The sequence below is a fragment of the Streptomyces sp. HUAS ZL42 genome, assembly GCF_040782645.1.
GTDB lineage: Bacteria > Actinomycetota > Actinomycetes > Streptomycetales > Streptomycetaceae > Streptomyces.
This window is the reverse complement of record NZ_CP160403.1, coordinates 585,728-607,075: the sequence shown is the minus strand read 5'-3', so window position 1 is coordinate 607,075 and position 21,348 is coordinate 585,728. Positions and strand designations below refer to the sequence as shown.

The window sequence follows — 21,348 nt, the reverse complement described above, 5'->3', positions numbered from 1 at the left end:
CGTGCGCCGACCCCAGCCGGCCGTCGCAACCAGCACGGCGGGCGCCCCACCGCCCGCGCCGCGCCGACCCGTGACCACGGACCAGGCGACGCCGCGGCGACTCGCACCAAGCACCTGCACTGATCCGCATTGAGAACCACCGATCCACCCGCATATCGCCGAGCCCAAGACCTGAACACCCAGGGTCGGTCCGCCGACGCCCCAGGCCTCACCGGACCGCCCCACTTCGCCGTTCTCGGAAGCACCGGGGCGCCGGACCTGCCCGGGCTCCGCCGACGGCGACCGTCACACTGAGGAATCGGAGCCATGCCATGGACGAGACCGTGGAACAGGCGGTGCAGCGTGCCATCACCACGATGCATGACCGGCTCGGAGAGCCGGTGACTCTGGACGACATGGCGAAGGCCGCCATGTTCAGCAAGTTCCACTTCACCCGGGTCTTCCAACGGGTAACCGGCCTGTCACCGGGCCGGTTCCTGTCGGCGATCCGCCTGCAGCGGGCCAAGCAGCTCCTGGTGTCCACCGACCTGAATGTCGCGGACATCAGCTTCCTGGTCGGCTTCAACAGCGTCGGCACCTTCAGCTCGCGCTTCAGCCGCAGCGTTGGAATGTCCCCGTCCCAGTACCGGAAGCAGGGCGGCTTCGCCACCCACCTCCCCGCCCCCGCCCCGCCGGAGTCCACGGAGTCCGCCCTCGACACGTCTGCGTCGTTGGTGGAGGGCGTGGTGCGTGCGCACGAGGAGCGCGGCGGACCGGTGTTCGTCGGCCTGTTCCCCGGAAGGCTCCCCGAGGGGACGCCGGTTCGCAGCACGCTGTTGGAGCGCCCCGGCTACTATCAGCTGCACCGGGTGCCGAAGGGATCGTGGTACGTCCACGCACACCGGCTCGCGCAAGACGTGCCCAACCCGTCGCGGGCAGTCGCGGCCGCGGGGCCCGAACCGATGATGGTCGGGTCGAGGGGGCCGATCGTCACCGGCCGCGGCGGGAACCAGACGGTGCGGAAGGTCGACGTGCTGCTGAACTCGGCACGGATAATGGATCCGCCGGTGCTGCTGGCGGTGCCCGATGCCCGCACTCTGGCTTCCCGGCTGGGGACGCGGGACGTCGGTTAGCCTCGATCTTGCATGACGGTCCGTCGACGGAGTCGGTGGACCGTTTCGCTTTCTGTGGCTGATGGTGGGCATGGTGGCGGCCCGAGTGTCGCGTCGGGTGGGCGCCGGGTTCCACTGCTCCAGGCCGGGACCTCTTTTCGTAGGGACAGGCGAATCCGTCAGCGGAAGTTCGGTAGGAGGGTGAGCTGTTCGAGGGCACTCAGCAGGGCCGCGACGGCCTCGCCGGTTCCGCCCGCTCCGTGGTCGACGAAGCCCGCCAGCGGATGACGGCCGTAGGTCTTCTTCCAGGCCGGGGCGGCGTCCTGTTTGTCCGAGTGCGCTACGACCAGCACTCCGTCCAGGTCCACGGTCACCCGCCCGTCGGCGTCCGGAGCCCGACCTGCGGCCAACCTCCAGACGCAGCCGGCGACTTCGGCCCGAGCCGCGCGGATCGCGGCCAGTGCCTTCCTCCCCGGCGGTGGCGAGGGTGTCGATCAGGCGGGAGACCGTCGGGCCGGAGGCCACCGGCCCGAACACGGCCGGCCCCGGGGTCGTGGACGGCCCACGGTTGCGCCAGGGGGCGAGCGCTGCGGAGAGGGCCCGGTCGAGGCCGATTTTGCGGGCCGTTTCGACCGGCAGGACCGACCCGGCCTGGCGAGACCACGGCTCGGCCGTTCCCCTGGACACGGAGCCTGTCGGACAGTCGGCTGGGCCGGGAAGATCAGCTGATTCGGTGAGCGTTCGGTGAGTGCCGGCGCGATGCCGCGGCGGGTCAGGCCCGCCGGTACTCGCACCGTGTCGGACAGGCACCGGTCCACAGCCGCCCGGCCTCCCGCCGGGCGGCGACCATGCTCGCCCAGGCGGTGACCTCGATCAAGGCCGCATCAGAGCCCTGCCGCTCCCGGAACCGCCCCACGACGGACTCCTCCACCTGGTAGGAAGCCAGAGCCGTGAGAAGCGCCAACCGCCCGACGTCTCGCTCGCGCTCTGACATCGTCTCGACGGCCGCCTCCACCACCGCCCGACCGTCGGCGCTCGGCAGCCCGTCGGAGGCGTCGACCAACTGCCGTACCAGCTCCTGGACTCGAGGCGGCACGGAAGCCTCGCCCGCGAGGTCGGCAGCCGCCGCGGCCCGCGCGAAGGCCTGTGCCACCACGTCGTCGCCCAGGGCCCAGGCCATGTCCGGCGGCAGCGGCGCCGACGGCAGCAGGTCCAGCGACTCCCCGGGGTCGCCGACCCCCGACGCCGCCGCCCGGATCAGGCTGCTGAGCAAGGCCGCCACCGGTCGCAGGGCCCTGCTGGGGACCCGGGGCGGCAGCGGCGCGCTGCCGAGAAAAATGTTCACCATCCGGTTGAGGTAGTGGAACAGCGTCGCCACCGCGACGAGTTCGCAGGTCTGCTCCGGGGGAAAGGGCGGCTTCGCGTCGCCGCCCGTCGCCGCGCACAGCGTGCCGGCGGCCCCCATAGCCCAGGTCGCCACGTCCTGCAGCCGGCTGTCGTCGACCGAGCTGGGCCGGTCCGCGGCGACGGCCGCCGCCGCGCGGCCACGGATCAGGCCGTGGAGGGTGGCGCTGTGGACCGTCACGCAGAATGGGCAGGTGTTGCTGACCGACACTGCGGCCGCCACCGCCTCCTTGACGCTGCGACTGGCGCGGCGTGACGCCAGCAGCGCCTCGCGCATCATCACCCAACTCGCCGCCAGCAGATCCGGGCAGGGGGCGTGGAGCAGGATCGGCGGGGCCAGCACCCCGAAGTCGTGCTCCACGCCCCGGTAGACGTCGGCGACGACGCCCCGCGCTTCGCGGAAACGGATCGGGGTCACGTATCGGACCTGCGCGAACGAACCCGCGCGCAGCCGTCGACGGATGAAGTCGCCGCTCACACTGATTGCCTTCCCTTCAGGCCGCAGCGGCAGGTCCAGGGCAAGCCCAACGCTCCCGTCCTCCCGCCGAACACGCGGGAATTCTGGTATCAGGCAACTGCCACGCGCGCCGCGTCGGCAAACGTTCTCCGGTGCGCCTGTCATGTCGTGCGGACGGCATCAGGGCACGCGTGCATCATCGGGTGCCATGAGCTGCGGGTTCATCTTCGAAAACCACCTCATGCCGAGAGCCGAGCGGTAGCCCGCACACGGGCGTGGCCGGCGACAGCGGCGCTCGAGGTGCTCGGCCTCCCGAAGCTGTTACACGGCCTGCATGGTCGGCAACTGCTTCCGGAACGTCGCGCAGGTCACCTACCGCCAGGCCGTCCGCCCGCCAGGACTGCGCGGGCGGACGAACTCCGCCATGCGGTGCCTGATGTGGGGCATGATGCTGGTCGGCGGATTGCGCGGAGGCTTTCTGGGCCGGGTCGTCGGAGACCGGGACGCGCCTGGGTGTGCGTCGTCGGGATGATGGCCAGCGCCTTGCCCGTTCTCGCGAGGCCGATCCTTCGGCGGCCCAAGGACGCCGGCATCGATCAGGGGCGATGAGGCGCATGCGTTCGATCCCCTGTCGTCTCCTGGCAATTGCGGAGATGCAGGCGCACGTGGCACAGCGGAACGATGGACGCAACGGCTGGCAACCTGACACACCCATTTGGAGAATCCGTGAGCGACTCTACAAAATCCCGCGCGGTGGTATTGGGTGGCAGCATTGCGGGCCTGTTCGCGGCCAGGGTGCTCGCCGACGCCTACGACGAGGTGCAGATCATCGACCGCGACAGGCTGCTCGGCGCCGAGGAGCCGCGGCGCAGCTGCCCGCAGGGCAAGCACATCAACGGCCTGCTGGCCCGCGGCCAGCTGGTCATGGAGGAGTTCTATCCCGGGATCACGCAGGAGATCTTCGCCGACGGGGTGCCCACCGGCGATCTGTGCGGCGACGTCCGCTGGTACTTCAACGGCGTGCGCATCGAGCAGGAGGACGCGGGTCTGACTTGCGTGGCGGCCAGCCGCCCGATGCTGGAGAAGCACATCCGCCGGCGCACCGCGGCGCTGCCGAACGTGGTGTTCGTGGAGGAGCACGGCATCCTCGGCCTGGCGACCACCCCGGACCGGGGCACCGTCGTCGGCGTGCGGGTGCTGGAACACGGCCACAAGCACGAGCACACCATCGAGGCCGACCTGGTGGTCGACGCCACCGGCCGCGGGTCGCGCACCCCGGTGTGGCTGCAGGAGCTGGGCTACGAAACGGTCGAGGAGGAGAGCAAGAAGGTCGGCCTCGGCTACGTCACCCAGCACTACAAGCTCAAGGCCGACCCGTACGGCCACGACCTGTCGATCAACCCGGTCGCCAACGCCAAGCTGCCGCGCGGCGCGATCTTCACCAAGACCGACGGCGGCCGCGTCGAGCTGACCGCCTACGGCATCCTCGGCGACCACCCGCCGACCGACCAGCAGGGCTTCTACGACTTCGTGAAGACCCTCGCCGCGCCGGAGATCTGGGAGACGCTGCAGCACGCCGAGCCGCTGGACGAGCCGGTCGCCTTCCGCTTCCCCACCACGCTGCGCCGCCGCTACGAGAAGCTGACTCGCTTCCCCAACGGCCTGGTCGTCGTCGGTGACGCGGTGACCTGCTTCAACCCGGTGTACGCGCAGGGCATGACGGTGGCGGCGCTGTCGGCGCTGACCCTGCGCGGACACCTGCACAGCGGGGCCGCCCCGCAGCCGCTGCTGTACTTCCAGGACCTGGCGAAGAACGTCATCGACCTGGCCTGGGAGATGACCAACATCATCGACCTGAGCTTCCCCGGGGTCGAGGGCGAGCGCACACTGCAGGTCAAGGCGGCGCAGAAGTTCCTGAAGCTGGTTCAGATCGCCGCGACCCGCGACAAGAAGGTCGCCGCCGCGTACATGCGCACGGCCGGCTTGATCGACAGGCCCGAGTCGCTGCAGAAACCCGCGTTCATAGCGCGAGTGCTGTGGAACGCGCTGCGCGGACCGGCCAAGAGTCCAACGCCGCCGCCGCTGGTGCCGATCCGCCCGGTGGAGACCTGGTCCGCGCAGAAGGCGGCGGCATAGGCCGCGGCGCGGATTGCGGAATCGCCCCTGTCGACTATCGATGGGGCGACTGGCGTGTGCGCCCAGCATGGGCGATTGCTTCGGGGTGGGAGTCCCCTGGGGGAGGAGGTGCTAACCCCGAGCCGGAGGCAAGGGCGCCATCGTGAGATGGCGTCTGGGGGATCCCCGAGGCGAGATCCGGGTACTGAGGAACGCGAACCACGTATGAGCTTGTCTTTCAGCCTTTGCGAGCTATCAGGCAGCGCGGCGGCCAGGCCCGCCAGGACGCCGGCGATCGGAGTGTCTTTGGCGGCGCGGCCCGGCAGGGTCTCCTCGACGTTGGCACCGATGATCAGGTCCACGAACCGCGCCGACCACAAAGTGGCGGCGATCAGGACCATGTCGTGGATATGGGCGTCCGTGGCTCCCTCGGATCGTGCTGCGGCGACCCGTTCCGCCCCGCCTGTCGAGTTGTGCGGCCTCGAACGCGCTGTGCGAACCGGCGCAGAAGGCGGTGCGGTTGAGGTGCGACACGTAGGCGGCGATCAGCGCGCGCTCGCCCGGGCAGAGCGGCGAGGCACCGCTCATGGGCGATCTCGATGTGGGGCATGGGTTTCGTCCTTGTCTGCCGCTGTGCGGACGGGCCCTTCATCGTCGAAACCCGCTGATGGGCGGCCAACTCCCAAAGTGCGGAACCTCGCCACGGGCCTTCACAGAACGCCCACTGGGAGCCTCCACGTGTCCCTGTTTGCCGGACGGTGGTGTCTCAGGCCGATTGTTCCGCTGACACGCCCGTCAGGGCCAGGTGCCACAGACGTTCGAGCTGTTTCACGGTCCCTCCGCACCCGGGCTCGGTCTTCGGCCTGGTGCGCAGATGTGCCTCGGCGCCATTGGTCAGGTACTCCACCAGGGCGGTGACGTCCTCGGGCGGGGCGCTGCTACGGAGCTGGCCGGCTGTGTGGGCCTCGTCGAGGAGCTTCTGGACGGCGGGGAGCCAGCTGTTCGGCCATGACGACGGAGCAGTCCGTTCCCGGGCGAGACGAGCGGCGGCACGGACCGAGGGCTCTGCCTCCAGGAGTCGGACCAGGTCGAGTGTGAGGTCGGCGACCCGGGTGAGCGGTGGTGCCGTCCGCGCGATCACGTGCTGTACGGCGGCCTTTATGAGAATGCGGCCCTCTTCCTGCACGGCATCCGCCATCTGGGCCTTTGTCGTGAAATGGAAGCTTAATGAGCCCATGGATACGCCTGCGGCCTTGCTGATTCGGGAGAACGAAGTACCGTCATAGCCGCCCTGGTCGAACTCGACGGCCGCGGCCCGGATGATGGCAGTACGCGTCCGTAGAGCTCTGTCCTGTTTCACCATATTTTCTCCGGGTGGGTGCTTGTTGGTGGATGCAGGGAGGTGTGGGTCCAAGCCAGCAGGCCCGTCCGCAGGCCAAGTCGCCCAGTTACGTGCTGGTTCGCAGAACCAGCAAGCCATTACTGGATCTTATCCACTTGCTTACTTTTGCGTAGCCGAATACTTCTATGTCGGTGCTTGGCATGTACCGAGGTGGCGAAGCGGGAACGTTGCCCCTGACGCGGACTAGAAAAAATGAGGGTACCCGTCTTATTTTTGCATCTCGGCAGATGCTTGCTCTTGCAAGGATGGGGGAGATGCCATGGAGACGCCTGCCACGACTCTGACGCAGGCCTCACTGCCCGCGTTCGCCAGGAGGTTATTCGAGCACCTGCCGAGGGCAGACCAACGCCGCTGGGCGCACATCTATCTGGAAGGTCTGCTCACTGCGCCGGGAAAGAAGTCGGTGCGGCGTATTGCCGCGGCGGCCTCGGAATCTCCCACAGCCGCCCAGTCGCTGCAGAAGTTCGTCAACACGAGCCCGTGGGACTGGATGCCCGTCCGGGAGAAACTGACCCGTTGGGTCGAGCAGCAACTGCCCCTGCGGGCGATGGTGATCGACCAGGCCATCCTGCGCAAGCGCGGGCAGCACTCCTGCGGCGTGCACCGCCGCTACCTGGCTTCCACAGGGCGCTCGGTGACCTGTCAGGTGGGCGTCGGGGCCTTCCTGGCGTCCGACGACGCCGCTCTTCCAGTTGACTGGAGCCTGCTGCTTCCCCGGGTGTGGACCGCGGATCCGCTCCGGCGGGCGCGCGCCCGCATACCGGACGAGGCGCGGGCCTGGCCGTTCGCGACGCATGTGCTGGAACTGGCCGACCCGGGCGCCACAGGTGCCCGGTCGAGACTGCCTGTTGTGGCCGACCTGGACAGCTCATCGGGTGCGAGCGTGGCGATCGGCCGACTCGCCCTGAAGGAGCGCGAGTTCGTCATTGCCGTTCCGGGAAACCTCAAGATTGTGTTCGGGTGCTGCCCGAGGGTGCACTGCCATGTCAGCGCCCCCGTCCGTGGGCCGCTCCTGCCGGCCTACAGCCTCCATCAGCGCGACCCGGGCTTCCAGGTCCGCACGGAGGATGTGGCCGGGATCGGTCACCTCAGCGCCGAGACAGTGACGTCCTGTTTCGTGCACGTGCCCGAACAGGGTCCCGGAGCAGCCCGGCGCACGTACCGGCTGCTCGCGGTGCGGAACGGGGCGAAGGGCCGCTCGGCTCAGCTGTGGCTCACCAACATGCTGGACACCCCTACCGAGGATGTACTCGCTTTGGCAGGAATGCTGTCCCGCACGGCAGGGGCGGTGCGGGACATGGAGGAGCATGTCGGCCTGCTCGACTTCGAGGGGCGTTCCTACCCCGGGTGGCACCATCACATGACCCTGGTGTCAGCGGCTTACGCATACCGCGTGCTCAGCTCCGCCCCGCGACGGGAGGGCTCTTGCTTGCTGCAGCGTGAGCGAATGCCCTTGCGCACGCGGCAGCCGGGTCGTGATCGCACACTTGGCGCGCTGCAGTATGACGAGTACTACCGCGTGGTCTCCGATGAAGACGTCCTGGTGCACCGCATCCGCTGAGCCCGGACCCACATGATCCGAACCTGACAAGAGACCGACATGGACGGCCTCGAAGCTCACGGCGGGCGGTCGTGGGCGACTTCAACGGCGCTGTCAACGCCGCCCCTGCAGCATTCAACCGCCTGCCGCCGCAGCAGCTGCTCGCCCGGTTCCGTGCCGAAAGGTGAGGCGTCTGTCGGAGCCCTCGCCGTCGTGCCCGCCGGGAAGACCGTCCCCTGACTGGTCAACCCGCTGCCGCCGGTGGTACTGGCCTGCGCAGAGATCATCTCTTCGGGCACGGACAAGACATCGCCGACGCCCTCGGTAAGCATCGGCCTCCCACCGACCGGCTGTGCCACCTGGTCAACTTCGCCTTCCTGACCGGGATCTCGGATACGAGTCCCATGGCCTGACCCCGCCCGCCGCGCCCTTCCGCTTCGAGCTCACCGCACCTTCGGGCGAGCCGTGGACCATTGGTCGTGAGGACGCGCAGACGATCAGCGGCCCCGCGCATGACTTCTGCCTGCTGGTCACCCGGCGCCGCCACCGCGACGACCTTGCCCTGACCGCCGCCGGCGAGGACGCCGAGCAGTGGCTGGACATCGCGCAGACCTACCGCGGCCCCGCCGGCGAAGGCCGCAAACCCGGCCAGTTCGTACCCGTGGAGGACTGGGCCGCGGCATCCACCCGGTGGATCGGGCCGTCCCCCGGCAGCTCTGCAGGTCTTGTCCGCCGCGGCAACGTCACGGCAACGGGGCCTGCCGTGCCGGTGTTTTGCTGTTTCGCGCCCTGAGAGGGCTCGCGGCATCTGCTGTTGAGCCGCCGGCCGCAGCGCTGGATCAGTGGCGCCGCGCACCGGTGACAAGCCGCCGTGGCTGGTGAGCTGCAGCCCGGCGGCTGGGCTGACGGCGATGGGTGCCATCGGGCTCGGTCCCCACGTCGGGACGACACCACGCTGGCGCGGGGCCGTCCCCAGCGAGCCGTCGACCGCCGCCGGCCGGACCGGAATGGGGAGGGCATCATCGGGCTGATCAGGTTGCGTTCAGCCGTAAGCCGAACGGCGGCGCGGGCCCGGAGGGCGCGTGTGCGCGCGGGGCCGGCCGGAGGAGGAACCGGTCACAGACCGGCTGCCGATGACTGGGGCACAGGCCCACTGATCGCGGCCGCCACTCGCCGCCGGCTCGCTGCCCCGGACGTGGTACCTGCCGTGCTGCCGGGCACGGCGATCAGCACCGGCGGATCCAACAGGCTCGCCGGGCGAAGGACGACGTCGGCAGGCATCAGCAACACCCCGGGCCGGACCGTGACGGGCCCGTATCGTCCAACGGAAAGGTTCTCCGGGGCCCCCCGTCCGCGTCCGGCCAGGGCGGACGGACTTCCGTAGGGAACGGAGGCCGCCAACAGATACCAAGTGCCCGGCCTGACATCGTGCAGTTCGAACGGTCCGGGCCCGTCCATGATGGTGCACTGAACGGGGTTGCCCTGAGGGATGGGGCTCGCGAAGAGCCCCACGAAGACCTGGCCCAGGGGCCGGTCCCCGGGCAGCACGATGCGACCTTGCACGGAGAGGGACGGGGCCGCACCGGGGCCGGCGCCGCTCCCACGTGACGGCTGTGCGCTCAGGTTCCTGAAGTCCCCGTCGAGCTCTCGGAATCTGCTTGGCGACAGACCGACGCATTCTTTGAATCGTGAACTGAATGTCCCCACACTGCTGTACCCGACCTGGGCGCTGATATCTGCTACGCTGCGGTCGGTACTGACAAGAAGGCACTTTGCCTCCTGGATGCGGAGCGCGGATAAGAAGCGTCCCGGGGAAGTGCCGGTCATCTCCCGGAAAACCCGGGTGAAGTGGAATTTGCTGAATCTCGCAGTCCTGGCCAGGTCGTCGATGGTCAGGTCCTGATCAAGGCGATCATGCATATCGTTGATGACCCGGAGGATTGCCCTCTCCATGGAGGCAGTGGTCATAGGTATCCCTTCGAAGACTTCAGCCGCGGGAACGGACCGCGGGCACCGGATGGATCCTCTTCTTGTCCGAGAGTTCCTCGGCGAAGCGCCGCCAGGTGTCCGAGCACTTCATGGCGATTTGCGCCACGGTCTCCGTGCAGTGTGGAGGGACGGTCTCTACGAGTTCTTTCCAGGCCTCATCGGTGATGAAATGGCCGTGGAGCCAGCGGAGGAAATCCCGCCCGGATTGCGAGTCCCTGAGCAACGGATTGTTGCGCAGAATCCGCAAGAGGTCCCGAGATGCGCGCGCCATCGTGGGCCGGGCGGAGCGCACTTGGGCATTCCGAGCAGTGGGCGTGCGCGAGGGCACCATGCGCGGCTGAGCGCCGGCGGTCTGCTCCTTGTCCCTGCACAGGCCCTCCCGCACGCTATGGGCATTGCCCAGCGACGACAGCCCCGTCTCCTGTGCAATCGGTCTCAGCGGTCTCTCGGGGGTGTTGGCCACGGGATCGGCGGCGTGTCCGCGCTCGGCGGTGCAGGCCGGCGGAGGCAATCTGCCACCGTCGCCGACGGGGAGGTTCAGCCGCGATGGATCGGCAGCCGCACGAATCTCGGTTACGACTCCGACATCGAGGCCGGTGTAGACGGCGATGCTCCGGTCGGACATGGTGGGAAAGCTGGTGAGGATGCGGCGGACAGCCGCCCTGCGGTCGGCGAGCGATAAGAGCAGACCGTCTGCGATGTTCCGGGTGACCGACTGGATGAATGCCTCGGCCTCGCAGCCGTCGAAGAATTGGGAATCGACCGTATCCAGTCCGAGTATAACCGCCGCCCTGACGCGATGCATTCCGTCGATTACCCGCATGGAAGGGCGATGAACCAGTATTGGTGGCAGCGATGGGTAGACTTCGGCAAGGTGCTGCGCGTGAGCTTCGTCGACCCCGTTCAGCCGCGGAGAATCCGCGGGTGAGAGGTCTTTCACGTGTATGGGCTGCGTGAAGTAAGGCGGTTGTTCCCTCATTTTTGCAGCGATGCCCCTCACAGGTCCCTTCGAAACGAGTTGCCGGCCTATCACCAAACCGGGCGGGCCGGGTTGGCTCAGTGAGCAAGCCACGATCCGAACATACCCGTTACCCGGTTCTCTGTAAGCGCTCGACGATCCGAAGCGGCAACTCTGGCTAGTCCTTTCGGAATGAATCGCTCCGTGAGATGCGCAAACAGACCCGTGACTACAGATGGCTGATGCCCGTCAGTCGCTCGGACTCCTGCACGGCGCCCGGTGTCGATAACCCGGGCTCTCAAGGACGCCAGCCTGTGCAGATGATGGGGGGAAGTGCCCCAGGTGAGTCACGGCGAGCTGCGGATCGGAGCCGTCGTCCGTGAACGCACCGGTTCTCCACATCACACCGGCGTTGTTGATCAGCAGATCGATCCGCTCAGTACGGTGCAGCAGCTCCTTGGCCGCCTTCCGCACCGCGGTCAACTGCCCAGGTCCCGGGCCGTCTCGAGCCCGATGCCCGAACTGCCCCCGGTCACGACCGCGGTTCGACCGGTCTGGTCCGGCGCGTCGGCCGCCGTCCACTGCCTGGAGCTCATAGCGATCTCTCTTTCCGTGACACTGGTCTCCACGCCACCGTCCCGACCCGGGCGAAACTAGAAGATCCGGGTCACGTCTGGCAACCGATCGCGCTACTTCGGGCACTTGCCGTTGTGGCTGCATGCTGTGGTACGGCACACCACAAGATGCACAGCCCCTCCCGGCAGACGCAGCCTTGGCCAAAGGCTCTACCTGTCTCCGAATTGTCCCGAGGTGGCCCAACATGAACCCCAGTATCCGCAGGGACAGATCGGCGTCGAGCGCGGCACGAGGCGCAGACCCACGGAACCGTCTGGTGCCGTCTCGTGCAGTTCGTCGGGGACCCACACCGAGCCATGGGCCGACCTGAGCGTGCCGCAGCAGGCGGTGTTCTGGGAGGCGTACTCCCTGCTCCTCGCTCCTCCGTGTCGAGCGGCCGAGGCCGCCTGCCATCGTGGGCAGCAACACGCCGCGGCCGGGATCCCCGGATGGCGACGGGCCTGGCCGAGATGGTCCCGCCGGCGGTGACCGACGCCGCCTCCGGACCGAGCGACGGATCGCCCAACTGGCCGCCCGATACGGCTCCATGCTCGCCGCCTCCGTGGTGATCGGCGCGGGTACGCTGGGCTCGTTCCCGCGTGCGGAGCTGGTGGCGCTGCTCATCGTGACGGGCGCGGACTTCTGGATCTCGCACGTGCACGCCCAGTTGTTCGGGGCGTGCATGGCGCAGCGAGCCCTGGACCGGCGGACCGTTCGACATGTGTGTCGCGACGAGTGGCCGATCCTCAAGGCCGCGATCCCGCCGGCCGTCAGCCCACTGCTGGGCCTGGACGTGCAAGGAGCCGTGTGGCTCGCCGGGCCGTGGCCGGGCAGGTGGGCTGGTCGATCGCCGCGGCGGTTGGGGCCGGTGCCTCACAGGCCCAGCTGACCCCCTCCGCGCTGGTCAACCTGCTGCTCGGCCTGCTGATCATCTCACTCAAGATCGTTCTGATGCGCTGACGTTCAAGAACGTCCCGGAGCGCTGATGCGGCCCGCCCGTATCCGGTGGGAGGTTCACCTGCGTGGGGGTGAGGGTCGGTAACGTCTTAGGGCCGCCGGGCGCCGCCCCGCCAACCACGGAAACGGAAGGTCCAGCATCGGGATCAAGCTTCATGCCCGTCTTTCGTGGCGAGTTCCACCGGGAACCAGCTCCCGGTCCGGCGGGCCGCGGAAAGCGCCGCCCAGGAGGCCAGCGCCACCAGGTCGGCGTCGTCCGGCCGGTCCTTTCGGTAGGCCTCGACGACCGTGGCGTCGATCTGGTGCGAGGCGAAGGCGACGAGCAGGGCGAGCCGGCCCGCCGGGCGGTCGGCCGGCGGCAGAGCTGCGAGCGGGGATTCCACCCAGCTGCGGCTGAGCCCGCGCGGCAGGCCGTCCCAAACCTTGAGCTCCATGTCAAGCAAGTCCAAGACACTCGGGGCTACCACCTGCCGCGCTGCCCGGTCCACCGCGCCGGCGGCTCGGGCGAAGGCCTGCGCGATCGTCCGGTGCGACCTGGCCCAGGCGAGATCGGCCGGCACCGGCGCCTGCGGCAGCAGATCCAGTGAGGCGCCGGCCTCGCCGATCCTCCGACTCGTCCCGCGGATCATGTGGCTGAGCACACGCTGCACCATGCCGAGCCCGGCCCGCGGCGCGCTCGCCGGCATCGGCGCGTCCTCCAGGAAGGTGTTCACCATCCTGTTGAGGTAGTGGAAGACCACCGCCACACCGGCGTACTCGGGAGCCTCCTCCGGAGTGAACGGTACGCGCGGGCCCTCGCCCGCTCGCGGCCGCAGGGCAGCTGCCGTTGCCCAGACCGCTGCCTCGCGCAGCCGCGTCCCGGCCACCTCCGCGACCCGCCCGGCGGCGATGGTCCGCGCGTCCTGGCCGCCGACCAGGCCGTGCAGCGTGGCGCTGTGCACGGACACGCAGTACGGGCACGTATTCACCGCCGAGACAGCCGCGGCCACCGCCTCCCGCACCGCGCGGTCGACCAGGCCCGGGGCGATGAGAGTCTCCCGGAGCATCAGCCATGCCGCGGTCATCACCTCGGGAGCGGGGGAGTGCAGCGCCACCGGCGGCGCCAGTACGCCGAACTCCCGCTCCATCTGCCGGTACACCTGGGCGGTGAGCCCGTCCGCGTCGCCCGGCCGGACCGGGGTGACAAGGCGGATCTGAGCGAGCGCGAGTCCGCGCATGGCGCGCGCGGAGATCCGGGCCACGCCGGTCACCCCAGGACCGCGCGGGCGGCCGCCGCCGTGCCGCGCCGGGCCGCGCCCCCGCCGTCCGGCGCGGGCGCACCGTAGCGGACCTCGACCCCGCGTTCCCGCAGCGCGTGCACGATCCCGGGCACCGCCCGTTCGGCGAGTGCCGCGATGGTGAAGGCCGGGTTCACCGTCAGGGCCCCGGGTACGGCCGAGCCGTCGGTGACGAAGATGCCCGGGTGCCCGCGCAGCTCGTGGCGGTCGTCGAGCGCCGAGGTCGCCGGGTCGTCGCCGATCCGGCACGACGAGAGCGGGTGCACGGTGTACGCGCCGATCACGTCGTTGGTCCATGGCATCACCCGGGACAGTCCGTTGTGCTCGAGGATCTGCCGGACCGCCGCGTCCGAAACCTCCCAGCCCCGCAGCGTGTTCGCGGTGGGCCGGTAGCGCAGGCGGCCGAAGCCCAGCAACTGCTGCGAAAGCCGCTCCGAGTTACCGGTCGGCGGCGGCGGACCGAACACCCCCTCGTTGTCGTCCTCCGACATGGTGAAGACCGTCAGCCAGGAGCGCCACTTGCGCAGCATCTCCTTCTTCTCCGGCCCGTACCAGGTCGGGCCCGTCGCGTCCGGGACCTGCGCCAGTATGGTGCCGAAGCCGGGCGGGAAGTACAGCTGCTCCAGGGAGAATCGCTCGTACTCGGGTAGCTCCGCGTCGAGGCGGTCCCAGGACGCGACGACCGGTCCGCGGCCGATCTGATAGGCGCCGTACGCGTTCTCTTCGTCGCGGGAGAGCCCGAGCAGCTCCCTGACCTTGTCCTCCTCGAGCACTGCGGTGTTCAGCCGTTCGCCGTTGCCGGAGAAGTAGCGGCCGACCGCGTGCGGCATCGGGCCGAGCTCGGCCTCGGAGCGCTGCAGGATGACAGGGGTGGCCGCGGTGCCGGCCGCGAGGATCACGACCTTCGCGTCGATGGCGCCGGAGCCGGTCTGCTGCCGGTAGTCGACCTCGTGGATCGTGTTGTAGTGCACCCGGTAGCCGCCGGTGTCCAGCCCAGTGATCTTCTGCACCTCGTGCAGAGGCCTGATCTCGGCATTGTGCGAAAGGGCAGCGGGCAGGTAGTTGAGCAGCAGGGACCGCTTGGCGTCGAACCGGCAGCCGGACATCATCCAGTTGCAGTTGGTGCACAGACTGGTGTCCACGGCGGACGGCGAGGGGTTCGTGGTGTGCCCGGCGGCCTTGCACGCCGCGGCGAAGACCCCGCCGATGTACGGCACCTCGTTCCACGAGGTGGGGGTGACCGGCAGGGCCTCGGCCACCCGGTCGTACCAGGGTTCGAGGGCGTCGCGGTCGATCACGGCCGGCCACATCCGCCGGCCGATGGAGCCGTGCCGCTCGAAGACGAAACGCGGGGCGCGCGGCATGGTGGCGAAGTAGACGACGCTGCCGCCGCCCACGCAGTTGCCGCCGAGCACGCTCATCCCGTCACCGACCACGAAGTCGAACACACGGGTGGCCGAGGAGCCGAACTTGAAATCGTGGTCGAAGTCCTCGGCGCGCAACCAGGGCCCGCGCTCCAGTACCGTCACCCGCGCCCCGCCCGCGGCGAGATGGTAGGCGGTGATCGCGCCGCCGAAGCCGCTGCCGACGATCAGGACATCCGTGCTTTCGGTGGCGTTCACACGGGGCTCCCGGTGGGGTCGGTATCGGGGTGTATGTCGGCCAGTTGCCGACCGTAGGAATAGGCCGGGAAGCGCCACAGCCCGTCCTCGCCGGGCGGGGCGAAACCGAGGGTTGCCAGGCCCGGGTGGCCGGCGGCGATGGCGTCCGCGGTGTGCATGTGCGCACCCGTGTCGAAGGCCATGAAGCTGAACATCGCCAGGCCGGCCCACATCGCGCGCTCCGGGTGTTCGGGCGCGAGCAACTCACCGACCAGCGCCAGCCTTTCGTCGTAGCGGAGTCCGACGAAAGGCTCACGCTCGTCGGGGGGCAATCCGTGTTCGGTGCGGAACCGGACGGCGTGTTCGTCGAGCGTTCGGGCCAGGTCGTCGAGTGCCGGGGCCATCCCGCCCTCGGGCGTTTCGAGCACGGCGATCACGCCTGACGCCACCGCGCCCCCGCCCGCGCTCACGCCGGCCACCGTACGGTCGTCCGGATGGCGCTTCTCACCGGGGATAATCGTGTCGGCGAAAGCTTCGAGGACTGCGTTTCTCGACTCCGGGTCTTCCGGATCTGGCATGGCGGACTCCCTCGGACGCGGCGAAAGCCGTCTGGCGGTCTGTGTCAGTGCGCTTGGGTACGTGTGACGTGGACGATTTTGGGTGGGTGCGGTGGTCCGCGCATCTTCGTGACTGCCTGTCGAGTTCCGCACCGACGTCGGGATCCGCACCGGGCAACGGACAAGAAGACAGATGCCGGGTCCGGCAACAGACTCGATTCGCCGCTTTGATCGGCGTGCGCAGGAACCCCGTGTCCCGGGAAGGACCGCCCATGACGAAATCCCTTGACGTATATTCGGATCTGGTAGCTGAGGGCGAGGAGATCGACGCGCTGCTCGACAGCCTGGACGAACAGCAGTGGCAGTTGCCCACGCCCGCCCCGGGTTGGACGGTGGCGCACCAGGTCGCTCATCTCGCTTTCGTCTGCCATCTCGCCGCCACTTCCGCGCGCGACCCGCAGCGCTTCGCGGAGTACGCGGCGCAGGCCAGGAACGGCTTCCAGGCGGCGGTGGACGCGGCGCTCGCCCAGTTCCTCGCCGAGGGTCCCAAGGCGGCGAGGGCACGCTGGCGTGAGGAGCTGGCCGCCGCCGTGGCCGGGCTCGCGGCGGCCGACCAGAAGGGCACGGTGCCTTGGCTGGTCAACCCCCTGCCACCGTCGGTGCTGGCCGCGGCCGGCATGATGGAGGTCTTCGCACACGGTCAGGACATCGCGGATGCGCTCGGCGTACGCCGGGAGTACACCGACCGGGTCGGACACCTGGCCTGGTTCGGCGTGCACACCCGGGACTTCGGCTACCAGGCGCATGGACTGGTCCCGCCGAGCGAGGAGTTCCGCTTCGAGTTGACCGCCCCCTCCGGCGCGACCACCTGGACCTTCGGGCCGGAGGAAGCCGTCGACCGGGTCACAGGGCCGGCCGCCGACTTCGCGCTGCTGGTTTCCCGTCGCCGCCACCACGCTGACCTCGCGGTGCGGGCCGAGGGAGCCAGGGCCGAGCAGTGGCTGAGCATCGCCCAGGCCTACCGGGGACCGAGCGGAGCCGGGCGGACGCCGGGTCAGTTTGCGCCGTAGCCAGCAGTCGGCTGTCCTCGTCCAGGGCGTCGGTGATGTCCCGGAAGTCGTGGATACTCGCCCGGCGGGCAGCGTCGCATGCTCATGGGAACTGCCCTGCGATCACCGTCTAGTTCGGGAAGGTCCTCGTACTCGACATCACCCTGCGTCACAGCAGTGTCTTCGACCTGCCGGTGCTCTTCGCATGGCCGGAGTTCAGCCACCGCCACCAGGCCCTCATGGCCGGCGCCTGCTGATCGTGCTCAGGAGGGAAGGACGGGTAATCACCACCTGCTCCGGCGGGAGCTCGGCGAGCGCCACGGCCAGGCCGGGGATCGGATCGGCACTCGCGTCGATCACCAGCAGCAGCGGGGCGGAGGCCTGACGGGCGGCGTTGCGCGACATTGTCGGGTCCTCGTCTGAGGTGGGGTGGGGCCGCCTGTCCCGCGGCGGCTCCGGCATGTCATCCCTACGACGAAGGGGCCGCGGCCGGAATCGACATGGCGACCGATGAAATGCGGGGAGAAGTCCGCCGCCCCCGGCCACCGGTGGCCGGGGGCGGCGGGGTCGTTCGTCCTGGATCGACGAACGGTTACGAGAACCACCACTGAACGGGGTGATGCCGATGCCTGGCTCGCGCGCTCGCGGCGAAGCGGACGGCCCTCGCGAAGGTGCAGGAGATCGCTCGGCCGTACCGCCGCGTGTTCGCGCGCTGGCGGTGCCACCGTGTTTTTCCGTGGGACATCGGAATTCCGTGCGGGAGCGGATGGGTGCATCCGCAAGGTTGGTCATGCTGTGCCGATGAGTTCCGGCCCGCTCGGAGGTCTGACGCGGTATGGAAGCCGTCACGTTCTCCCTCAGTTCACTCCCGTCTGGCTCGGGGGCATACCTTGCCGGCCAACTGGCCGCGTTGCTGACCGCCCGGCCGGACGCCGCGGTCGTCGTCTGTGACGTGTCCGCCGTTGACCAGCCGCGCGCGGCCGATCTTGACCACCTTGCCCGGTTAAGGTTGACCACCCGGCGCGCCGGCCGGGATTTCGTTCTCCAGGGCGTGGGGACACGGCTGCGGCTGCTGCTGGCACTCACCGGGTTCGACGAGGTGCTCGACGGAGAGCCCGGTGGGCCGTCGGCCCCCGATGGTGATGACGGCGGCCGGCTGGCCGGAAAGCCCTCGTAGTGAGAACGACCGCTTCAGCCGGTGGTGGCTGCCGCGTCGGCCTGAAGTTTGGCGAGCTCGACGCGTGGAGCGAGGTCCTCGATCACCAGCATCCGAGTGTCGGGCGCTGCGGCCAGCAGCCGCGGGCCCGAATCGGCGAGGCCCAAGTCCTCGTGGAGCAGCTCCAGCGCGGCCCGCTCGGAAGGCATCAGTTGTGCGGCGGAGCGCAGCCCGTAGCCCCCGGGGCGGAGGCGTTTGACGATGCGGGTGCGGCCATCGGCGAGTTGGGCGCGAAACGCCCACGGGTGCCCGTCCAACTCCTCCAGGCGGGCGACGGGGGCGGAGAGCAGGTCCTCGATTTCGGCGGAAACGGCAGCCGCTGCACCGCCGCGTGCTGGGCACCGGCCACCGGTTCCGTACCGGCCAGGCAGGTCAGCGTCTTGTTGCGATCACGGGGCAGCAGCAGCCCGGCCAGGTACTCGCGAAACCCACGCCGCTGGGCCAGCGTCCCGAAGAGATCATCGATCCCGGCGGCGTACCCTTCCAGCGGACCGGGCGCGGGCGGACACGGCAGCCGCTTCGTCATCTCGGGCGCCCCAGGCCGTAGTTGACGCCTTCACCTCACGGCCTACTCCCGCACGAACCCGCCGTCAACAAACCACCGGTGGATTGCCGCGTGCAATTCCTTCCGATGCCCGCTGCCTGATCTGTCCAGGCATGTCCGTGCGTACCGGTCTGTCGTTCCTCGATGATCGAGGGCGGCGCCGGTGTGATGCACCGTCAGTCGCCAGCCGTCCACTGTGCGTGGAGGCCGTGCGGAATGCGCACCGGCAGGCGGACTGCCGCGACCGGCGGCCCGGTGAAGTCCGCGGTGTCGATGACGACGAGTTCGCTGCGGTTGGTGGCGGTGTCGTGGACGACACCGAGCAGCCAGCCGTCCGCCTCGGGGGCGTCGGCGCCGCGCGGCACGAAGACCGCTTCGCCGCCTTCACGTCCAGCGCCGAAGTCGTGCCTGTCGACACGGCCGGTCAAGAGGTCATGGCGCAGCAGTGCGGGTCCGGCGAGTGCGGCGCCCTGACCGGGGCGCAGACCCACCGTGAAGGCATAGCGGTACGGGGAGCCCGTGTACCGGTCGTCGATACGAGGGAACTCCTCGACCTGGTTGGACAGTTGGGCTTCGGTCACGGTGCCGCTGGTCCGGTCCACGGTCCAGCGCCACAGGGTGGGCGAGGACTCGCTGGGATGCAGGGGGTCGCGATCGAAGGCGCGCTCGTGGCGAATGACGTCGACGATGATGTGGCGGCCCTGTCCGTACGCGTTGACGGGATGGAAGACGAAGCAGGGTGCGATGTCCATCCACCGCACGTCGGCGTCCCCGCCCTCCCGGGGCAGCACGCCGAGGCGGGCGCCGTGGCTGTCGTTCCACGTGTAGGGGACGCGTGAGCCTGCGGCCGCGGCGCGGGCGCTGTAGGTGACCGGCAGGTCGTAGATGATCGCGTCACGGTCCGTCAGCGAGAAGGCGTGCATCATCGGGGTGTCCTTCACCGTGATGTTCTCGCATCGTCGTACCCGGCCGGACGCGTCCAGCGTCAGGTGGTCGACGCCGGGGCGGCCCGGCTCGTACGCCACCGCGTGCATCTCCTGGGTGAGCGGATCCAGGACGGGGTGGGCGCTGAAGCCGCCGGGCAGGGTGCCGTCGAAGTCGACCCGGTCGAGCGTCTCGAGCCGGTCACCGAGCCGTGTCGGCAGTGCTCCGCCGTCACCGAGCGCGAACGTGTGCCCGGCGTGCCGGACGATGGCGCAGTTGGTGTTGTCCGACAGGCCGTGGCGCGGTCCGGGCGTGGGGAGCTCACCGAGTGCACGTGCCACCCGGTCCGTGCGCACCCAGCGGTTGCGGTACCACTCGGCCCGGCCGTCGCGCAGCCGCAGGCCGTGCACCATCGGGTCACCGGCGAAGGAGTGGTCGTGGGCCGGGTCGTGGCCGCCCAGCGCGTTGGGGCCGATCCGCAGGAAGGTGCCGTCGAGCTCGGTGGGCAGTTCTCCGCGCACCGTCGGGAAGGGGAGCGTTACCTCCTCGGTGACCGGCCGGTAACCGCTGCTCAGCAGATGTGACGTGCTGTTCCGGTGATGAGCGGGCATCGCTGTCCATCCTCACGAAATCACTGTTATGTAACATCGTTACGCCAGAATCGCACCGGCATGAGAGGGTGTCAACGGTGAGCCCACGGACGACGAATCCAGCCCTTGGCGTACAACTCCTCGAGGCTGCGGCACAGTTGCTTGCCGAAGAAGGCCCCGCCGCACTGTCGACACGTCGCCTGGCCGCGGCGGTGGGTACCTCCACGACGGCGGTGTACACGCACTTCGGGGGGAAGAACGACCTGGTCAGAGCCATGGTGCAGGAGGGCTTCCGACTGCTTGACCGACGCCTGAGGGACGTGGGGGAGTCGTCGGACCCGGTCGCGGACATCTGCGCCCTCGGGGCGGCATACCGGCGCAACGCGCTGGAGCACCGCCACCTCTACGGTGTGATGTTCGGCGGTGCGAGCCTGGGTGGCTTCTCGCTGACCGAGGAGGACCGTCAGCATGGCCGCTACACACTGAACGTCCTGGTGCGGGCGGTGGAACGCGGCATGGAGATGCGCAGGTTGGACACCGGTGACGAGTACCTCGTGGCCCATCAGATGTGGGTCGCGCTGCACGGTCTCGTCACCCTCGAACTCGGGGGCTACCTGGTCGCGCCCTACGACGCGGATGTCTGTTTTGAAGCCCAGGTGACCGGTCTTCTCGTGAGCGTCGGCGCGGACCGGGACGCGGTGATCGCCGCGCTGAGGGGGCGCCGCGGCGGTACCGACCGTTGAGCGGCCCGCCGCGGCCGCCCCGACATTCGACGTGAAGCCGTCGGCGCCCATTCCGAGGGGGAATGAGGGCGGCCGCGCCGCCATGGGCGGAAGACACTCGGCACCGACGGGGAGCGGACACCTGTCCGGTGAACCGCACCCGTGCTGATCCGTCAGGGATGACGGGCCGTTTCTGGTGCCGCATCAGGCTACTGTTGTCCGACCGAGCCGGGCCGGCCGGGGACATGCACCTGGGCCGTGGAGTGTGCCGCGCGCCGTCGATTCTGAAGCAGCGGGACCGCGTCGGTCGTGTGACCCGGCGTCACGGCTTCCCGGCGGT

16 protein-coding genes and 5 pseudogenes are annotated in these 21,348 nt (G+C 69.3%); 8 read left to right on the top strand and 13 right to left on the bottom strand.

The window, feature by feature from the left end; translation table 11 throughout:
- Positions 1-311 precede the first annotated feature (311 nt).
- Positions 312-1,112 carry a helix-turn-helix domain-containing protein gene (locus ABZO29_RS02905; protein WP_367318529.1) on the top strand — a complete coding sequence of 267 codons (801 nt, stop codon included), beginning with the start codon at positions 312-314 and terminating at the stop codon, positions 1,110-1,112.
- A gap of 200 nt (positions 1,113-1,312) precedes the next feature.
- Here the strand turns inward: ABZO29_RS02905 and ABZO29_RS02900 are convergent.
- Together ABZO29_RS02900 and ABZO29_RS02895 are read right to left on the bottom strand one after the other, a co-directional pair.
- Positions 1,313-1,794, bottom strand: a pseudogene (locus tag ABZO29_RS02900) (transposase); the annotation flags it as partial.
- A gap of 69 nt (positions 1,795-1,863) precedes the next feature.
- On the bottom strand, positions 1,864-2,973 hold the full coding sequence (locus ABZO29_RS02895) for a hypothetical protein (protein ID WP_367318528.1): 1,110 nt from the start codon (positions 2,971-2,973) through the stop codon (positions 1,864-1,866).
- A 705-nt stretch (positions 2,974-3,678) separates the two neighbouring features.
- Between ABZO29_RS02895 and ABZO29_RS02890 the strand changes: the two genes are divergently transcribed.
- Positions 3,679-5,088, top strand: coding sequence for an FAD-dependent oxidoreductase (locus ABZO29_RS02890; RefSeq protein WP_367318527.1), 1,410 nt, complete (start codon positions 3,679-3,681; stop codon positions 5,086-5,088).
- 362 nt (positions 5,089-5,450) lie between these two features.
- On the opposite strand, the pseudogene ABZO29_RS02885 reads toward ABZO29_RS02890, so the two are convergent.
- Together ABZO29_RS02885 and ABZO29_RS02880 are read right to left on the bottom strand one after the other, a co-directional pair.
- A pseudogene (locus ABZO29_RS02885) lies at positions 5,451-5,655 on the bottom strand (alkylhydroperoxidase); the annotation flags it as partial.
- Positions 5,656-5,833: 178 nt separating this feature from the next.
- Positions 5,834-6,430 (bottom strand): TetR family transcriptional regulator, encoded by a 597-nt coding sequence (locus ABZO29_RS02880; protein ID WP_367318526.1) that lies wholly within the window; start codon positions 6,428-6,430, stop codon positions 5,834-5,836.
- Between the two features lie 298 nt (positions 6,431-6,728).
- On the opposite strand from ABZO29_RS02880, the gene ABZO29_RS02875 reads away from it, so the two are divergent.
- Together ABZO29_RS02875 and ABZO29_RS02870 are read left to right on the top strand one after the other, a co-directional pair.
- Complete coding sequence (locus tag ABZO29_RS02875; protein WP_367318525.1) at positions 6,729-8,030, top strand: IS701 family transposase; 1,302 nt, start codon at positions 6,729-6,731, stop codon at positions 8,028-8,030.
- 74 nt (positions 8,031-8,104) lie between these two features.
- Positions 8,105-8,664, top strand: a pseudogene (locus ABZO29_RS02870) (maleylpyruvate isomerase family mycothiol-dependent enzyme); the annotation flags it as partial.
- Between the two features lie 461 nt (positions 8,665-9,125).
- On the opposite strand, the gene ABZO29_RS02865 reads toward ABZO29_RS02870, so the two are convergent.
- The 3 genes and pseudogenes from ABZO29_RS02865 to ABZO29_RS02855 all read right to left on the bottom strand — a co-directional run.
- Complete coding sequence (locus ABZO29_RS02865; protein WP_367318524.1) at positions 9,126-9,977, bottom strand: helix-turn-helix domain-containing protein; 852 nt, start codon at positions 9,975-9,977, stop codon at positions 9,126-9,128.
- A gap of 19 nt (positions 9,978-9,996) precedes the next feature.
- A complete protein-coding gene (locus ABZO29_RS02860) occupies positions 9,997-10,821 on the bottom strand; it encodes a hypothetical protein (RefSeq protein WP_367318523.1) in 825 nt (274 codons plus the stop codon).
- Positions 10,822-11,355: 534 nt separating this feature from the next.
- A pseudogene (locus ABZO29_RS02855) lies at positions 11,356-11,552 on the bottom strand (short-chain dehydrogenase); the annotation flags it as partial.
- Between the two features lie 536 nt (positions 11,553-12,088).
- On the opposite strand from ABZO29_RS02855, the pseudogene ABZO29_RS02850 reads away from it, so the two are divergent.
- Positions 12,089-12,531 (top strand): annotated as a pseudogene (locus ABZO29_RS02850) (hypothetical protein).
- Positions 12,532-12,674: 143 nt separating this feature from the next.
- Here the strand turns inward: ABZO29_RS02850 and ABZO29_RS02845 are convergent.
- The 3 genes from ABZO29_RS02845 to ABZO29_RS02835 are packed head-to-tail and all read right to left on the bottom strand — an operon-like array spanning position 12,675 to position 15,984.
- Positions 12,675-13,769 (bottom strand): carboxymuconolactone decarboxylase family protein, encoded by a 1,095-nt coding sequence (locus ABZO29_RS02845; RefSeq protein ID WP_367318522.1) that lies wholly within the window; start codon positions 13,767-13,769, stop codon positions 12,675-12,677.
- Between the two features lie 5 nt (positions 13,770-13,774).
- Positions 13,775-15,427 (bottom strand): FAD-dependent oxidoreductase, encoded by a 1,653-nt coding sequence (locus ABZO29_RS02840; protein WP_367318521.1) that lies wholly within the window; start codon positions 15,425-15,427, stop codon positions 13,775-13,777.
- Positions 15,424-15,984, bottom strand: coding sequence for a DUF5987 family protein (locus ABZO29_RS02835; RefSeq protein ID WP_367318520.1), 561 nt, complete (start codon positions 15,982-15,984; stop codon positions 15,424-15,426). The genes ABZO29_RS02840 and ABZO29_RS02835 overlap by 4 nt, the downstream gene beginning before the upstream one ends.
- 251 nt (positions 15,985-16,235) lie before the next feature.
- On the opposite strand from ABZO29_RS02835, the gene ABZO29_RS02830 reads away from it, so the two are divergent.
- A complete protein-coding gene (locus tag ABZO29_RS02830; protein WP_367318519.1) occupies positions 16,236-17,033 on the top strand; it encodes a TIGR03084 family metal-binding protein in 798 nt (265 codons plus the stop codon).
- Positions 17,034-17,249: 216 nt separating this feature from the next.
- Here the strand turns inward: ABZO29_RS02830 and ABZO29_RS02825 are convergent, their stop codons facing one another.
- On the bottom strand, positions 17,250-17,417 hold the full coding sequence (locus ABZO29_RS02825) for a hypothetical protein (protein ID WP_367318518.1): 168 nt from the start codon (positions 17,415-17,417) through the stop codon (positions 17,250-17,252).
- A 430-nt stretch (positions 17,418-17,847) separates the two neighbouring features.
- On the opposite strand from ABZO29_RS02825, the gene ABZO29_RS02820 reads away from it, so the two are divergent.
- The gene (locus tag ABZO29_RS02820; RefSeq protein WP_367318517.1) at positions 17,848-18,189 is read left to right on the top strand and encodes a hypothetical protein; all 342 of its coding nucleotides are present in this window, start codon (positions 17,848-17,850) and stop codon (positions 18,187-18,189) included.
- A 14-nt stretch (positions 18,190-18,203) separates the two neighbouring features.
- On the opposite strand, the gene ABZO29_RS02815 is transcribed toward ABZO29_RS02820, so the two are convergent.
- Both ABZO29_RS02815 and ABZO29_RS02810 read right to left on the bottom strand, forming a co-directional pair.
- Positions 18,204-18,485 carry a hypothetical protein gene (locus tag ABZO29_RS02815; protein WP_367318516.1) on the bottom strand — a complete coding sequence of 94 codons (282 nt, stop codon included), beginning with the start codon at positions 18,483-18,485 and terminating at the stop codon, positions 18,204-18,206.
- A 463-nt stretch (positions 18,486-18,948) separates the two neighbouring features.
- Entirely contained in the window at positions 18,949-20,307 is a 1,359-nt protein-coding gene (locus ABZO29_RS02810) for a carotenoid oxygenase family protein (RefSeq protein ID WP_367318515.1), read from the bottom strand.
- Positions 20,308-20,384: 77 nt separating this feature from the next.
- Between ABZO29_RS02810 and ABZO29_RS02805 the strand changes: the two genes are divergently transcribed.
- Entirely contained in the window at positions 20,385-21,029 is a 645-nt protein-coding gene (locus tag ABZO29_RS02805; protein WP_367318514.1) for a TetR/AcrR family transcriptional regulator, read from the top strand.
- The last annotated feature ends 319 nt before the right edge of the window (positions 21,030-21,348 follow it).

Bases quoted from the DNA above. Each gene is read 5' to 3' on its own strand.
- ABZO29_RS02905 (WP_367318529.1), top strand. From the start codon at position 312: ATGGACGAGACCGTGGAACAGGCGGTGCAGCGTGCCATCACCACGATG.
- ABZO29_RS02880 (WP_367318526.1), bottom strand. From the start codon at position 6,430: ATGGTGAAACAGGACAGAGCTCTACGGACGCGTACTGCCATCATCCGG.
- ABZO29_RS02875 (WP_367318525.1), top strand. From the start codon at position 6,729: ATGGAGACGCCTGCCACGACTCTGACGCAGGCCTCACTGCCCGCGTTC.
- ABZO29_RS02865 (WP_367318524.1), bottom strand. From the start codon at position 9,977: ATGACCACTGCCTCCATGGAGAGGGCAATCCTCCGGGTCATCAACGAT.
- ABZO29_RS02860 (WP_367318523.1), bottom strand. From the start codon at position 10,821: ATGCGGGTAATCGACGGAATGCATCGCGTCAGGGCGGCGGTTATACTC.
- ABZO29_RS02835 (WP_367318520.1), bottom strand. From the start codon at position 15,984: ATGCCAGATCCGGAAGACCCGGAGTCGAGAAACGCAGTCCTCGAAGCT.
- ABZO29_RS02830 (WP_367318519.1), top strand. From the start codon at position 16,236: ATGACGAAATCCCTTGACGTATATTCGGATCTGGTAGCTGAGGGCGAG.
- ABZO29_RS02825 (WP_367318518.1), bottom strand. From the start codon at position 17,417: ATGTCGCGCAACGCCGCCCGTCAGGCCTCCGCCCCGCTGCTGCTGGTG.
- ABZO29_RS02820 (WP_367318517.1), top strand. From the start codon at position 17,848: ATGGAAGCCGTCACGTTCTCCCTCAGTTCACTCCCGTCTGGCTCGGGG.
- ABZO29_RS02810 (WP_367318515.1), bottom strand. From the start codon at position 20,307: ATGCCCGCTCATCACCGGAACAGCACGTCACATCTGCTGAGCAGCGGT.